We start from the raw sequence: 13,371 nt of genomic DNA on the forward strand, positions 1-13,371 counted from the left end.
CGAGGTCAGCTGCCGCTGCCCGAGCGCAGGCTGTCGAGATCGGCCTTCACGGTGTTCACCGGGATCGCGAATCCGAGGCCGACGCTGCCCGCCGACGAACCCGAGGAGGAACTGGGCGAATACATGGCCGAATTGATTCCGATGATCTCGCCGTTCATATTGATCAGCGCGCCGCCGGAATTCCCGGGATTGAGCGAGGCGTCGGTCTGGATCGCCTTGTACGTGGTCTTCGACGAGCCGGTGTCGCCGTTGAACTGCTGGCCGCCGAACTCGAACGGCCAGCCCTGCCGCGGGTCCCACTGCTGCCCGCCGCCACCGCTGCCGTCCTGGCCGCCGCTTCCGTCGCCGCCGTTGCCCCCGCTGCCGCCGTCCTCCTTGGCGACGGTCACATCGCGGTCGAGCGCGGAGACGATGCCGCTGGTGACGGTGCCGGTCAGGCCCTCGGGGGAGCCGATCGCCACGACCTGCTCGCCCACCGCGAGCTTGGACGAGTCACCGAGCTTCGCCGCCTTCAGGCCGGACGCGCCCTGCAGCTTGATCAGCGCCAGGTCCTTGTCGGGGTCGGTGCCGACCACCTTGGCGTCGTAGGTCTTGCCGTCCGAGAGCCGCACCTTGATCGAGGAGGCGCCGGAGATGACGTGGTTGTTGGTGACGATCTCGCCGTCGGAGGTGATGATCACGCCCGAGCCGGTGGACTTGCCGGAGTTCGAGCTCGCGGAGATCTCCACGATCGACGGGGCGACCGCCTGCGCGACCCCGGCGACCGTGCCCTTGCTGCTCGCCGAGACGTTGGTGCCGTTCACACCGCTCGCCGTGGCGCCACCGCCGTCGGAGGTCCACCGCTCGACGAGGGTCGCCGTACCGCCGCCGACCGCCGCGGCGGCGATGGCCACGGCCGCGAGCAGACCCACACCGCGCCGGGCCCTGCGGTGCGGGGTGGGCACCGGGCCCGCCCCGGCGGCCGGCGGGCCGGGGTCGGCCGGGGGACCGAAGGGCGGGACCCGGCCGCCGGAGGCGGCGTAGGAGGCGGCCGCCTCGTACGAGGCGGCCGAGGGCCAGACGGTGGTGCCGGGCTCGGTGACGATCGGCTCGACCGGCCGCTCGACCGGCCGCGTCGGCTCGTGGCCGGACGGGTAGCCGGACCCGGACTCGTGGCCGGGCTCGTAAGCCGGCTTCGGCGGGTAGTACGGCTGCTGCTGCGGCTGGGGCTGCTCGTGGTCCGTCATGGCTATGACTCTCGGAGCCGTACATGAGAACCGTCTGAGGGGGGAGTGAGAAGCCCGACAGAAGCCCGTATGCCCGAAATAAAGGCCCCTTCGGGCCCAGGGCGGGCCCCGGGCCCTGGCGGCTCAGCCGCAGCCGCAGGAGCGGCGCACGATCAGCGCCGAGGGGAACTGCTTCACCCGCTCCCGCCGCGAGCCCGCGACCCGCAGCGAGTCGTCGAGCACCAGGTCCACCGCGGCCCGGGCCATCGCCGGGCGGTCGGAGTAGACGGTGGTCAGCGGCGGATCGGCGAGCGCCGCCTCCTTGACGTCGTCGAAGCCCGCCACCGCGAGCTCCGTCGGCACGTCGATGCGCAGCTCGCGCGCGGCCCGCAGCACACCGAACGCCTGGTCGTCGGTCGAGCAGAAGATCGCCGGCGGCCGGTCCGGGCCCGCGAGCAGCGAGAGCGCCACCCGGTAGGCGTCGTAGCGGTTGTACGGGGCCTCGAAGAGGCGCCCCTCGACGGACCGGCCCGACTCCAGCATGGCCCGCCGCCAGCCCTCGACGTGGTCGGCGACCGGGTCGCCGACGGCCGGGGTGTTCGGCACGCCGCCGAGGCACGCCACGTACGGGTGGCCGTGCTCCAGGAGGTGCCGGGTGGCGAGCTGGGCGCCGCCGATGTCGTCGGTGACGACGGCGACGTCGTCGAGCGCCTCGGGCCGCTCGTGCAGCAGCACGACCCGGGCGTCCCACGCCTCGATCTCGCTCGCGGCCTGCTCGCTCATGCCCTGGCTGACCAGGATCAGACCGGAGACGCGCATGCCGAGGAAGGCCCGCAGATAGTGGATCTCGCGCTCGTCGCGGTAGTCGGAGTTGCCGACCAGGACCATTTTCCCGCGCTCGGCGGCGGCCTGTTCGACCGCGTGCGCCATCTCGCCGAAGAAGGGCTGCCGGGCGTCCGGCACGATCATGCCTATGAGGTCGGTGCGCCGGGAGGCCATCGCCTGCGCCACCCGGTCGGGCCGGTAGCCGAGCTCCTTGATCGCGGCGAGGACACGCTCGCGCGTGGCCGGGGCGACCGGCCGGGGTCCGTTGTTGATGACGTAGCTCACGACCGCGGTCGAAGTACCCGCCAGTCGCGCCACATCGTCCCGCGTCACCTTGGCCACGTGCGGGAGTCTACGCGTGGTGACCTTGCCTCCGGCAGGGCCCGCTGTGGCATACGCCACGTCGGACGTAGCCCGGGGGAGTGAGCCACGGCGCGGCTTCCTTGACGAGCGCCCCCTTGCGCCCCTGCCGGGCCCGGCGGCGGTGCGCTCACCCGTCCGGGGAGCGCCTCCCCGGAGGGCCGTCCCCGGAGGGCGGTGACCGTAGGTCCCCGGAGGCCGGGCCCCCGGGGATCTCCCGTACGCGGATCTCGCGTACGGGAATCTCGTACGGCTCAGAGCTCGGCGCGCGAGCCCGCCCGCGCGGCCCGCTCGACCGCGTCCTGGCGGGTGCTCGGCCGGGTGCCGGAGGACCGGCCGCCCGCCGCGCCGCGCGGGTCGTCGGACGCCGCCGCGCGCTCCGGCTTCTCGGGCGTGACGAAGCGGTAGCCGACGTTGCGCACGGTGCCGATCAGCGACTCGTGCTCGGGGCCGAGCTTCGCCCGCAGCCGCCGTACGTGCACGTCCACCGTGCGGGTGCCGCCGAAGTAGTCGTACCCCCACACCTCCTGGAGGAGCTGGGCGCGCGTGAAGACCCGGCCCGGGTGCTGGGCCAGGTACTTGAGCAGCTCGAACTCCTTGAAGGTCAGGTCGAGCACCCGGCCCTTCAGCTTCGCGCTGTACGTCGCCTCGTCCACCGACAGGTCACCGTTGCGGATCTCCATCGGGGAGTCGTCGGCGCCGAGCTGCTGGCGGCCCATCGCGAGCCGCAGCCGCGCCTCGACCTCGGCGGGGCCCGCCGTGTCGAGCAGCACGTCGTCGATGCCCCAGTCGGCGGTGACGGCGGCGAGGCCGCCCTCGGTGACCACCAGGATCAGCGGACAGCCGGGCCCCGTGGAGCGCAGCAGCTGGCACAGCGAACGCACCTGGGGAAGATCGCGCCGCCCGTCGACGAGGATCACGTCGGCGCCGGGGGTGTCCACCAGGGCGGGGCCCTCGGCGGGCGCCACGCGCACGTTGTGCAGCAGCAGGCCGAGGGCGGGCAGCACCTCGGTCGAGGGCTGGAGGGCGTTGGTGAGGAGCAGCAGCGAGCTCATCGCGGCTCACCTGCCCGGGCCACGATCGTCGGTCGGTCGTGCTTGGTTCGCTCGTCCATACGTCGGTTCCTCCTCGGTCCCTGCGAGGACGTGGTGTGGCTCTCGCGCGCCTTGAGAGCTTTTGTTCATCTGGCCGTAACAACGGTCGGAAAACACAAAAGGACCCGGGGGCCGCATTGCCCGGATCCTCTGGCAAGCAGAATAGCCCACATGAGTTCCGAGGCAGAGGGGCGATTTCACATCGTGGATGTCTCTCAGATCACTTCCAGTCCTCTGCGGGACACGATCCGTACGGATCTGCGTACGGATGACGGTGTCCGGATCGAGGCGATTTATCAGCCGTGCACCGCAAGTGTCACCGATCCGGCGGTCACCGCGACGGCGGTCACCGGGACGGACTCGTCCCGCGCCGTGCCGGTCCCCGGGGGCCCGGCCGCCCTGACCTCCTCCACCGCCGTGGTCGTCGCACATGGGTTCACCGGCTCGGTCGACCGGCCCGCGCTGCGCCGCGCCGTCCGGGCCTTCGCCCGGCACGCCGCCGTCGTGTCCTTCTCCTTCCGGGGCCACGGCCGCTCCGGCGGCCTCTCCACGGTCGGCGACCGTGAGGTCCTGGACCTGGCCGCCGCCGTCCGCTGGGCCCGTGAACTCGGCCACGCGCGCGTGGTGACCGTCGGCTTCTCGATGGGCGGCTCGGTGGTGCTGCGGCACGCGGCCCTGGAGCGGGGCACCGGCGCGCACACGGACGCGGTGGCGGCGGTGAGCGCGCCCGCGCGCTGGTACTACCGGGGCACGCCGTCGATGCGCCGGGTGCACTGGGTGGTGACCCGGCCGGTGGGGCGGCTCGTCGGCCGGGTGGGCCTCGGCACCCGGATCGACCGCAAGGACTGGTCGCCGGTGCCGCTCGCCCCGTACGAGGCGGTGCCGCTGATCGCGCCGACCCCGCTGCTCGTGGTGCACGGCGACCGCGACCCGTACTTCCCGGTCGACCACCCGCGGATGCTGGTGGACGCGGCCGCGGCGGCCGGGGCGCCCGCCGAACTGTGGCTGGAGCGGGGCATGGGCCACGCCGAGAACGCGGCGGGTGAGGAACTCCTCGACCGGCTCGGGGCCTGGCTGGCCCGCCCATAGCCCATCATGGGGGGCGGCGCGCACACGAACGAAGGGAGTGCCGCTATGGCAGCGGGAACCATCCGCTACTGGGCGGCGGCCAAGTCCGCCGCCGGGGTCGCCGAGGAGCCGTACACGGCGGAGACCCTCGCGGAGGCACTGGCGGCGGTCCGCGAACGGCACCCCGGCGAGCTGACCCGGGTGCTGCGACGCTGTTCGTTCCTCATCGACGGCAACCCGGTCGGGACCCGCGCGCATGAGACGGTACGGCTGGCGGAGGGCGGCACGGTCGAGGTGCTCCCCCCGTTCGCAGGAGGGTGAACCGCACACCATGAGCAGTGATCAGCAGTACCCGCAGTATCCGTACGAGCCCGAGGGTCAGCCGTACGACCCGCAGGTCACCCAGACGTGGGAGGGCCAGACCTGGGACACCCAGTTCCAGCCCACCGTCCAGCCCCGGCCCCAGTCCCAGCCCACCACCCCGTTCCCGCAGCAGGGGCAGAGCATCGCCCAGCCGCTGCCGCCGGAACTGCCGTACGAGCAGCAGCCGTACGGGCAGCAGGGACAGGCGTTCGGGCAGCAGGGAAACGAGCAGTCGTACGGACAGGCGTACGGGCAGGGCCAGGCGTACGGGCGGCAGGAGTACGGCCAGGGGTACGGGTACGAGGCCGCCGCCCCGGCGCCGGAGCCCGCGTACGCCCCGGCCGCCCCGCACGCCCCGGCGTACGACGGCGGGTACGAGCCGGCCGGCCATGAGGCGACCGGCTACGAGACGACCGGCTATGAGGCCGCCGCCCAGGAAGCCGCCCCCTACGCCTCCGTACCGGCGACGGCGGCCGAGCCCGTGGTCCCGGCTCCCGCGCCGGAGCCCGCGGCCCCCGGCGCCGACGGCGGGCCCGCCTACTCGCCGCCCACCCTCTCCGGCAACACCCGGGTCACCGACGCCCAGCGGGCGCGGGCCGAGGGCCGGTCGCCGGTCATCGAGCCCGGGCTCCAGCCCGCCGCGCTGACCGCAGGACTCGGCGTGCTGCTCGCGGTGGGCGCGGCCGTCGGCCCGTACGGGCTGCTCGTCCCGCTGCTGCTGCTCCAGGCGGTCACCGCGGCCGGCTGGTTCCGGCTCAACGGCATGTGGCCCGCCCGGCAGGGCATCGCGCTCGCCTTCCTCGGCGGTGTCGTCGCGGACGCGGCGCTGCTCGCGGTCGGCCGGGAGCACGCGCCCGGCGCGATCATCGGCACGCTCGGCGTCTGGGTGCTGCTCACGCTGGTGCTCCAGCTGCGCAGCCACGCCGATCCCGACGAGCGGATGTACGGCCTGATGGCCACGGTCGCGTCGGCGGCGCTGACGATCCTGGCCACCGGACACCTCGGCGCGGAGCCGGACGCGGTCGTCGTCGGCGCCCTCGCGGTGGCCGCGGCGGCCGTCGCCAAGGCGCTGCCGCTGCCGGGCCCGGTCTCGCTGGTCGTCGCGCTGCTCGCGGCGGCGGGCGCCGGGATCGCGGCCGGCGGCCTGACCGACCTGGGTTCCTCGGGCGCGCTGCTCGGCCTGGGCGCCGGGGTGTGCGCCCTGGTGGGCCTGCGGGCGGCCAGCTACGACTACCCGTCGCGGTTCGTGCACATGACGGCCGGTGTCGCCCTTCCGCTGACCGCCGCCGCGCCCGCCGTCTACCTGCTCGGCCGCGCGCTCGCCTGATTGCTTTCGGGGCCGCCCCCGGGACCGCCCCGACGGCCCGCCGGGAACCGACCGGCCCTCCGACACGTCGATCTTCGTGTCGGGGGGCCGGTTTTTCGTGCCTGCCCCCGACCTGTCGGGGAAAGGGGCTGTGACGTATGCGGGCACTGCGGGTGGTGCTGATCCTGGCCGTGGTGCTCGGTGGTCTCGGGGTCGGCGCCGACCGGGTCGCCGCCTCGTACGCGGAGTCCGAGGCCGCCGCGACCGCGCGCGTCGGAGCCGTCCGGCCCGAGTCGGCGGACGTCGACATCAAGGGCTTCCCGTTCCTCACCCAGGCCGCCGACCGGCGCTTCGACGAGGTCGAGGTGCGACTGACCGGGGTACGGGCGCAGGCGGGCGGCCGGCCGGTGCGGATCGGCGAACTGGCCCTGGACCTGCGGGACGTCACCCTCGACGGGGACTACGCGATCGACCGCGCGGGCCGCGCGGACGGCACCGCCGTGATCGGCTACCCCGACCTGGAGGCGGCCTCGGGCCGCGAGGCCCGCGTCGAGTACGGCGGTACGGGCGGTGCGAACGGTACGAGCGGTACGGGCAAGGGCGCGGGCGCCGGGAAGCTCAAGGTCACGGGCGGGGTGCGGATCCTGGGCCGGGAGATCACCCGCAGCGTGCTGTCCTCGGTGACCCTGGTGAACGGCGACACGATCCGGGTGCGCGCGGACGAGGTGCCGGGCGAGGGCATCCCGGGGCTCGAGGGCCTGGTGCGGGAGCGGACCGACTTCGACCGGAAGATCGAGGGACTGCCCAAGGGCGTGCGGCTCACGAAGGTCGAGGCGCGGCCCGACGGCCTGGTGGCGACGGTGGCGGGCCAGGACGTGTCGCTGCGGGTGAGCTGAGCGCGGGCTGGGCGGGCTGGGCACGGACTGGGCGGGCTGGGCACGGACTGGGCGGGCTGGGCACGGACTGGGCGCGCCCGCGCGTTCCCGGTCGCCGGGGGGACCGCCCGGCGATCACACCTTTGATCACATCGTGAGACGGGTCTGTCCGATCCGTAGAAACCTTCGGCGAGCCGGGTGGCGCGGGGCCCTCGGGGGTGATCCGTACCCTTTTCTGATCCCGCATGTTGGATGATCGAGTCTCAAAATGCGACACGACGGTGACACGGCCGCCTGTCCGTCCCTACGATCGAGGGCATGAAGCGACAGGCGGATCTCACGAAGCGGCGGGCAGTAGACCTGTGCCGCGTCGCCGCCATGCTCTGTCGCTCAGTCTGAGCGGGACCGTACGCGTCCCGCATTCCCTCAGGCCCTTCGACGTGACGTCGGGGCCGCCCCTGCGCAGCCGTACGCCGCCGTCGCCGCGCGCCGACGCGTACCCGCACCACCCCGCACGAACCGCCGCACACTGCCCCGGAGGAGAAACAGCATGGCTCGCAGCGACGTCCTGGTCGACGCCGATTGGGTCGAGGCCAACCTCGACAACCCCCAGGTCGCCCTGGTCGAGGTGGACGAGGACACCTCGGCGTACGACAAGAACCACATCAGGAACGCGATCCGGATCGACTGGACGAAGGACCTCCAGGACCCGGTCCGCCGTGACTTCATCGACCAGGAGGGCTTCGAGAAGCTCCTCTCGGCCAAGGGCATCGGCAACGACACCACGGTCGTCCTCTACGGCGGCAACAACAACTGGTTCGCCTCGTACGCCTACTGGTACTTCAAGCTCTACGGCCACCAGGACGTGAAGCTCCTCGACGGCGGCCGCAAGAAGTGGGAGCTCGACTCCCGCGACCTGGTCGACGGCGCCGAGGTCCCCAGCCGCCCGGCCACCGAGTACAAGGCCAAGGCCCTGGACACCTCGATCCGCGCGTTCCGCGACGACGTCGTGGCCGCGATCGGCACCCAGAACCTTGTCGACGTGCGCTCGCCCGACGAGTTCTCCGGCAAGCTGCTCGCCCCGGCGCACCTCCCGCAGGAGCAGTCGCAGCGCCCGGGCCACGTGCCCTCGGCCCGCAACATCCCGTGGTCGAAGAACGCCAACGACGACGGCACCTTCAAGTCGGACGACGAGCTGAAGGCGCTCTACGCCGACGAGCAGGTCGATCTGGCGAAGGACTCCATCGCCTACTGCCGCATCGGCGAGCGCTCCGCGCTCACCTGGTTCGTGCTGCACGAGCTGCTCGGTGTCGAGAACGTCAAGAACTACGACGGCTCCTGGACCGAGTACGGCTCCCTCGTCGGCGTGCCGATCGAGCTCGGCGCCGCGAAGTAACCCTTCGCCCCCGCCTCACCCCTCTCCTCGACCGTAAGGATTCCCATCATGTGCGGAGCGCAGCCCGGCGGCCCCGACGCCTCGACCATCAAGCCCGGTGAGACCACCATCCAGGGCTATGTGACCAAGGACGGCCAGCCGGTCACCGGCTACGTCCGACTCCTGGACTCCACCGGCGAGTTCACGGCCGAGGTCCCGACCTCCGCCACCGGCCAGTTCCGCTTCTACGCGGCCGAGGGCACCTGGACCGTCCGCGCCCTGATCCCCGGCGGCACCGCCGACCGTCAGGTCGTGGCGCAGCACGGCGGCCTCGCCGAGGTCGCGATCGCGGTCTGATCGCGGACTGACCGGGGTCCGATCGCGGTCCGATCGCGGTCTGATCGCGGTCTGATCGCGGTCCGACCCGAAGGGTCACTCATGACGGCCGAGGGGCCGTGCCTCCTGGGGGGTTGGACGCCGAACCAGGACACGAGGCACGGCCCCTCGGCTTTCCCGTGTTCCTCTGGGCGGGGGGGGCCTTCGCGGTCGTACGCTGAAGGTGTGTACGCACGGCGACGGCGTGTCTACTTCTGGATGATGGGCGTCTGCCTGGTGCTTTTCGTGGGCGCCTGGGCTGTGGTGCGGCTGTTCTCGGTGCCGGCCGCCATCGCGATGTGCGTGGTCGCGATGCTGATCCCGCCGGTGGCCGCGATGACCGCGAACCGGCGGGGCCCGGACGACCGCTGGTGGGACGACCCGTCCGGGGACCGGCAGTCCGACGACTGGTGGGACGAGCTCGACGGCAAGAAGCGCAAGGATCCCTGAGGCGGGACTCGGCGGACTGGGACTCGGTGGACGGGTCTCAAGGGACGAGGGCCTGGATGTCGTCAGTAGACGAGGGCCTGGGTGTCGTCGGCCATGACCTCCTGGACGAAGACCTGCGCGCCCGCGATGCGGATGCCCTTCAGGACGTCGTCCTCGGTGATCTCCCGGCGGGTGGCGCACTGGGTGCACAGGGTCACGCGGCCCGCCGCGAGGATCGAGTCGATCAGGTCGGGGAGCGGGGCGGCGTGCGGCAGGTCGAACTCGGCCGCGCGGCCCGGCAGGGCGAACCACGAGGACTCGCCGGTCAGCCAGAGGGAGACCTCGACGCCGCTCGCCACCGCGACGGCGGCCACGGTGAATGCCTGGGAGCAGCGTTCGGGAGCGTCGGCTCCCGCGGTCACCTTGAGCACGAGTTTCTTCGCCATATACCGAACTGTAATGCGGTGGTCGGCAACCTCATGCGGCTCTCACGTGTCAGCTAGGCACGCGGATAACGGAATCCGCGCTTCTAGTCTCGTGGGGGGACTGTTTTGGAAGCCACAGAAGTGGTGCAGACCGCATCGAATCCACCGGATGCCGAGCCGATCCCGGAGCGGACCGCGCCCGCGCCGCTCCCGGAACCCGCATCGCTGCCGGTTTCCGCGCCGCCGCGCCGCCTCGGCCGTACGCTCGCGCTGATCGCCGTCGCCGCCGTCCTCGGCGTCGTCGGCGGTACGGCGGTGGGCTACGGCATCCAGGCCGACCGCGAGCCCACCGCGCTGCCCGCGCTCAACCAGCCCGCTCTCGCGTACCCGGCCAAGCCGCTGCCCAAGGGCCAGGAGCCGACGCCGCTCTCGGCGGCCGAGGACCGGCAGACGGCGCGGAACGGCGATCTCGTGAAGCTGCTGCTGCCGAGGCCCGCGGGCGCGAAGGCCGCCGGGACGGGGGACAAGCCCCGGTGGATGACGACCGCCGAGTTCGCGAGCGAGTACGAGTTCCCCGGCCGGGCCTTCGACGGCCTCGTCGATGACGGGATCCGCCGGGTCGCGGGGACCGGGTGGATGACCGGCGACACCAAGGTGGTCACGATCCGCCTGGTGCAGTTCCGGCCCGAGGACGGGGCCCACGCCGCCGACTGGGCGTCCGACCAGCGGGAGAGCGTCGCCGGTGACGCGGTGAGCAGCGGGCCGCTCAAGGGCAGCGCCGACGGCCGGGCCTATGTGGAGCCGGTGAAGCGCGAGGCGGGCTACGAGGACATGTACTGGGCGCGCGGGATCGTCCACCGGGGCGACCTCCTCCTGGAGGTCTTCGTCATCGACACCAAGAAGATCGGTCTGAACGAGATCACCTCGCTCACCGAGCGGCAGCTGGGGCGCCTGTGAACGCGGAGAACGTGAACGACACGGAGAACGTGAACGACACGGAGAACGTGAACGACGCGGAGAGCCTGGAGAGCGCGGAGAACGTGACGGCGGCGGCTCAGCCGCAGGAGCCGGAGCAGTCTCAGCCGGAGCAGCAGCCGCAGCCGGAGCAGGACACCGCCGCCCCGCCCCGCCGCCCCGCGCGGCGCCTCTTCCCGTACGTCCTCACCGGCGTCCTCGTCCTCGGCGTCGCCGGCGGAGCCACGTACACCGGTGTCACGGTCGCCTCGGCCGAGCGCCACGCGCCGACCATCGCCTGGGAGGAGCCGCCGGTCACCAGCAAGGACCCGGCGGCCGCCGCCGACCGTGGCCGCGCCTCGACGCCGCTGAGCAAGCTGCTGCTGCCGGTGCCCGACGGCTACGGACTCGGCCCGGACATCGACAAGTACGGCAACGACACCGAGATCAGCGCGCGGGACGCCCGGGCGCTGGTCAAGGAGGGCGGCAAGGGCCTCAGCGGCAAGAAGCGCCGGGAGTTCGACCGGCGCATCGACAAGCTCGGCATCGAGGGCATCGCGCTGCGCTCGTACGTGTCCCGCACCGACGCCTCGGCGCCGGTCGTCGAGGTGACGGTCGTGCATCTGAAGGACAAGAAGCTCGGCGCCGAGCTGCACCGGTTGCGCAGCGACCTCGCCGACCTGTTCGAGCTGCCCAAGGGCCCGAAGATCCCCGGGTACAAGAACGCCTCCTGCTGGACCGCGCCGCCGCCCGAGGACAAGAAGGAAGCCCGGAACGGCGTCGCGACCATGGTCTGTTCCGCGTCCGAGTCGGAGTACACGGTGCAGGTCACGGCCAGCGGCAGCAGGCCGCTCGACACGTCCGCCGTCGCGAAGCTGGTGCGGCAGCAGCTCGACCACATCAAGTCCCCGGGGGAGTACGTATGACCGAGCCCGCGCCCACCGCCGAGGCGCCCGAGACCGGCGTCGAGGTGTCCGAGCCCACCGCCCAGGTGTCCGAGCCCGGCATCGAGCCCACCCCCGCCGTCCGCTCCGGATCCGGCTCCCGCTCCCGGAGGGTCCTCGGCGCCGTCGCCCGGTGGACCGCCGCCGTCGTCGTCTGCGGCGGGCTCGGGGCGGGCACGGCCGCCGCGATCACCTCCATGGACCGCACCGACGTGCCCGGTCTCGCCACCGCGAGCGACGGCCGCTGGGACTACCCGAAGCTGAGCCTGCCGGCCCTGCCCGAGGGCTCCCCGCGCCCGTTCTCGGACAGCAACCCGGCCGAGGTGCACCACGCCGACCTGCGCGCGCTGCTGCTGCCCGCGCCCGCAGGCGCGACCGTCGACCCGAAGCTGAACGGCGGCTGGGTGAGCGTCGACCAGTACCTCGCCGTCTACGGCAAGGACAAGCGCGCCGCGCTGAAGCAGGCCCTGGACGACTCGGCGCTCCGGCACGTCGCCGCCCGCGCCTGGACGATGCCGGACGGCACCCGCAGCACCATCTACCTGCTGCGTTTCACGTCCGCCGACTTCTCCGAGGCGTTCAAGGACGACGCCGTCGAGGCCGGCTCGTCCTCGCCGGTGCTCCTGGACGGGGTGCAGGGCGTCGAGACCGACGCGCTCGGTGACGACATCGACGTCACCGACACGGCCGTCTACGGGGTGACCGAGAAGGAGCCGTACGGCCCCGAGCAGACCCGTTGGGGCTACGTCCAGGCCGGTGACACGCTGGCCCTGATCGTCCAGTCCCGCGCGGGCGAGGCGGCCCCGGTCCCGTTCCGGCAGACGGTGACCCTGCAGAACCAGCTGCTGGGCTGACGCCCACCGCCTTCGGAGATCAGCCGGAGATCAGCCGGAGACCCGTCGGAGAACAGCCGGGGATCCGTCGGAGATCCCCCGGCGAGACCCACCTCACCGAGAGGGCCCGGCCCCCGCCCACTAAGCTGGGGGCCGGCCCGTCCGCCTTCGCCGCTCACCGAGGAGCACCAAGTGATCGTCTTTTTCGAAGTCCTGCTCGCGCTGGTCTGCGTCGCGGTGCTCGCCTTCGCCGGTCTGGCCGTGAAGAAGCTGTACCAGGGCCAGCGCTGAACCCCCTCCACACAGATCGCCTGAGCTGCTCATGATCCAGATTCCGTCCGACCTCAACCCGGGGCTCGTCCCCCTCGCGTTCCTGCTCGGTACGTGGGAGGGCGCGGGTGTCTCCGACTTCCCCGGCGCAGAGAAGTGCAACTTCGGTCAGTCCGTGACCTTCAGTCACGACGGCCGTGACTTCCTCGAGTACCACTCGCACTCGTGGGTGCTCGACGCCGACGGCAACAAGGTCCGCCCGCTGGAGAGCGAGAGCGGATACTGGCGCATCGACAAGGACCGCAAGGTCGAGATCGTCATGGTCCGCGACCAGGGCGTCGTCGAGGTCTGGTACGGCGAGCTCGCCCACCAGAAGCCGCAGATCGACGTCGCGACCGACGCCGTCGCCCGCACCGAGGCGTCCGGCCCGTACAGCGGTGGCAAGCGGCTCTACGGCTACGTCAACAGCGACCTGATGTGGGTCGGCGAGAAGGCCACCCCAGAGGTGCCGCTGCGCCCCTACATGTCGGCGCACCTGAAGAAGGTCGTCACGCCCGAGGAGGTCGCCGAGATGGCGCGCAACCTCGGCGACCTGCCCGAGGACGGCATCGCCTTCTTCAAGTAGGAGATCGCGGGCCCGCCCGTTCGGCCGCCACGCCCTCCTACACTG

The 13,371-nt window shown here is 72.5% G+C and carries 16 protein-coding genes; 12 read left to right on the forward strand and 4 right to left on the reverse strand.

Features of this window, described 5'->3' with window-relative positions; translation table 11 throughout:
* Positions 1 to 5 precede the first annotated feature (5 nt).
* The 3 genes from ACIPXM_RS00190 to ACIPXM_RS00200 form a co-directional block, all read right to left on the reverse strand.
* Positions 6 to 1,226, reverse strand: a complete 1,221-nt coding sequence (locus ACIPXM_RS00190; protein ID WP_401649896.1) for a S1C family serine protease — start codon at positions 1,224 to 1,226, stop codon at positions 6 to 8.
* Between the two features lie 123 nt (positions 1,227 to 1,349).
* Positions 1,350 to 2,372 carry a LacI family DNA-binding transcriptional regulator gene (locus ACIPXM_RS00195; protein ID WP_401649898.1) on the reverse strand — a complete coding sequence of 341 codons (1,023 nt, stop codon included), beginning with the start codon at positions 2,370 to 2,372 and terminating at the stop codon, positions 1,350 to 1,352.
* Positions 2,373 to 2,644: 272 nt separating this feature from the next.
* Positions 2,645 to 3,445, reverse strand: coding sequence for a response regulator transcription factor (locus tag ACIPXM_RS00200; RefSeq protein WP_401649901.1), 801 nt, complete (start codon positions 3,443 to 3,445; stop codon positions 2,645 to 2,647).
* Positions 3,446 to 3,655: 210 nt separating this feature from the next.
* On the opposite strand from ACIPXM_RS00200, the gene ACIPXM_RS00205 reads away from it, so the two are divergent.
* The 8 genes from ACIPXM_RS00205 (at position 3,656) to ACIPXM_RS00240 (ending at position 9,296) form a co-directional block, all read left to right on the forward strand.
* Positions 3,656 to 4,573, forward strand: a complete 918-nt coding sequence (locus ACIPXM_RS00205; protein ID WP_401649903.1) for an alpha/beta hydrolase family protein — start codon at positions 3,656 to 3,658, stop codon at positions 4,571 to 4,573.
* A gap of 45 nt (positions 4,574 to 4,618) precedes the next feature.
* The gene (locus ACIPXM_RS00210; protein WP_401649906.1) at positions 4,619 to 4,873 is read left to right on the forward strand and encodes a MoaD/ThiS family protein; all 255 of its coding nucleotides are present in this window, start codon (positions 4,619 to 4,621) and stop codon (positions 4,871 to 4,873) included.
* Between the two features lie 10 nt (positions 4,874 to 4,883).
* A complete protein-coding gene (locus tag ACIPXM_RS00215; protein ID WP_401649909.1) occupies positions 4,884 to 6,242 on the forward strand; it encodes a hypothetical protein in 1,359 nt (452 codons plus the stop codon).
* A 137-nt stretch (positions 6,243 to 6,379) separates the two neighbouring features.
* Positions 6,380 to 7,117: a DUF2993 domain-containing protein gene (locus ACIPXM_RS00220; protein WP_401649912.1), complete on the forward strand. Its 738-nt coding sequence runs from the start codon at positions 6,380 to 6,382 to the stop codon at positions 7,115 to 7,117.
* A gap of 297 nt (positions 7,118 to 7,414) precedes the next feature.
* Positions 7,415 to 7,495 carry a putative leader peptide gene (locus ACIPXM_RS00225; protein ID WP_350497993.1) on the forward strand — a complete coding sequence of 27 codons (81 nt, stop codon included), beginning with the start codon at positions 7,415 to 7,417 and terminating at the stop codon, positions 7,493 to 7,495.
* Between the two features lie 151 nt (positions 7,496 to 7,646).
* Entirely contained in the window at positions 7,647 to 8,492 is an 846-nt protein-coding gene (locus ACIPXM_RS00230) for a sulfurtransferase (protein WP_401649915.1), read from the forward strand.
* A 48-nt stretch (positions 8,493 to 8,540) separates the two neighbouring features.
* Positions 8,541 to 8,828 carry a DUF1416 domain-containing protein gene (locus ACIPXM_RS00235; RefSeq protein ID WP_401649917.1) on the forward strand — a complete coding sequence of 96 codons (288 nt, stop codon included), beginning with the start codon at positions 8,541 to 8,543 and terminating at the stop codon, positions 8,826 to 8,828.
* A 204-nt stretch (positions 8,829 to 9,032) separates the two neighbouring features.
* Positions 9,033 to 9,296 carry a DUF3099 domain-containing protein gene (locus ACIPXM_RS00240; protein WP_401649920.1) on the forward strand — a complete coding sequence of 88 codons (264 nt, stop codon included), beginning with the start codon at positions 9,033 to 9,035 and terminating at the stop codon, positions 9,294 to 9,296.
* A 62-nt stretch (positions 9,297 to 9,358) separates the two neighbouring features.
* Here ACIPXM_RS00240 and ACIPXM_RS00245 read toward each other — a convergent pair whose 3' ends face one another.
* On the reverse strand, positions 9,359 to 9,721 hold the full coding sequence (locus ACIPXM_RS00245) for a DsrE family protein (protein WP_401649923.1): 363 nt from the start codon (positions 9,719 to 9,721) through the stop codon (positions 9,359 to 9,361).
* Positions 9,722 to 9,841: 120 nt separating this feature from the next.
* On the opposite strand from ACIPXM_RS00245, the gene ACIPXM_RS00250 reads away from it, so the two are divergent.
* The 4 genes from ACIPXM_RS00250 (at position 9,842) to ACIPXM_RS00265 (ending at position 13,326) form a co-directional block, all read left to right on the forward strand.
* Positions 9,842 to 10,657, forward strand: coding sequence for a hypothetical protein (locus ACIPXM_RS00250; RefSeq protein ID WP_401649926.1), 816 nt, complete (start codon positions 9,842 to 9,844; stop codon positions 10,655 to 10,657).
* Between the two features lie 11 nt (positions 10,658 to 10,668).
* Positions 10,669 to 11,580 carry a hypothetical protein gene (locus ACIPXM_RS00255; protein WP_401649929.1) on the forward strand — a complete coding sequence of 304 codons (912 nt, stop codon included), beginning with the start codon at positions 10,669 to 10,671 and terminating at the stop codon, positions 11,578 to 11,580.
* Positions 11,577 to 12,452 (forward strand): hypothetical protein, encoded by an 876-nt coding sequence (locus tag ACIPXM_RS00260; protein WP_401649932.1) that lies wholly within the window; start codon positions 11,577 to 11,579, stop codon positions 12,450 to 12,452. The genes ACIPXM_RS00255 and ACIPXM_RS00260 overlap by 4 nt, the downstream gene beginning before the upstream one ends.
* 301 nt (positions 12,453 to 12,753) lie before the next feature.
* Positions 12,754 to 13,326, forward strand: a complete 573-nt coding sequence (locus ACIPXM_RS00265; protein ID WP_401649935.1) for an FABP family protein — start codon at positions 12,754 to 12,756, stop codon at positions 13,324 to 13,326.
* The last annotated feature ends 45 nt before the right edge of the window (positions 13,327 to 13,371 follow it).

The organism is Streptomyces sp. NPDC090025 (assembly GCF_044748125.1).
GTDB lineage: Bacteria > Actinomycetota > Actinomycetes > Streptomycetales > Streptomycetaceae > Streptomyces.

Bases quoted from the DNA above. Each gene is read 5' to 3' on its own strand.
- ACIPXM_RS00190 (WP_401649896.1), bottom strand. From the start codon at position 1,226: ATGACGGACCACGAGCAGCCCCAGCCGCAGCAGCAGCCGTACTACCCG.
- ACIPXM_RS00200 (WP_401649901.1), bottom strand. From the start codon at position 3,445: ATGAGCTCGCTGCTGCTCCTCACCAACGCCCTCCAGCCCTCGACCGAG.
- ACIPXM_RS00205 (WP_401649903.1), top strand. From the start codon at position 3,656: ATGAGTTCCGAGGCAGAGGGGCGATTTCACATCGTGGATGTCTCTCAG.
- ACIPXM_RS00210 (WP_401649906.1), top strand. From the start codon at position 4,619: ATGGCAGCGGGAACCATCCGCTACTGGGCGGCGGCCAAGTCCGCCGCC.
- ACIPXM_RS00215 (WP_401649909.1), top strand. From the start codon at position 4,884: ATGAGCAGTGATCAGCAGTACCCGCAGTATCCGTACGAGCCCGAGGGT.
- ACIPXM_RS00220 (WP_401649912.1), top strand. From the start codon at position 6,380: ATGCGGGCACTGCGGGTGGTGCTGATCCTGGCCGTGGTGCTCGGTGGT.
- ACIPXM_RS00225 (WP_350497993.1), top strand. From the start codon at position 7,415: ATGAAGCGACAGGCGGATCTCACGAAGCGGCGGGCAGTAGACCTGTGC.
- ACIPXM_RS00230 (WP_401649915.1), top strand. From the start codon at position 7,647: ATGGCTCGCAGCGACGTCCTGGTCGACGCCGATTGGGTCGAGGCCAAC.
- ACIPXM_RS00235 (WP_401649917.1), top strand. From the start codon at position 8,541: ATGTGCGGAGCGCAGCCCGGCGGCCCCGACGCCTCGACCATCAAGCCC.
- ACIPXM_RS00245 (WP_401649923.1), bottom strand. From the start codon at position 9,721: ATGGCGAAGAAACTCGTGCTCAAGGTGACCGCGGGAGCCGACGCTCCC.
- ACIPXM_RS00260 (WP_401649932.1), top strand. From the start codon at position 11,577: ATGACCGAGCCCGCGCCCACCGCCGAGGCGCCCGAGACCGGCGTCGAG.
- ACIPXM_RS00265 (WP_401649935.1), top strand. From the start codon at position 12,754: ATGATCCAGATTCCGTCCGACCTCAACCCGGGGCTCGTCCCCCTCGCG.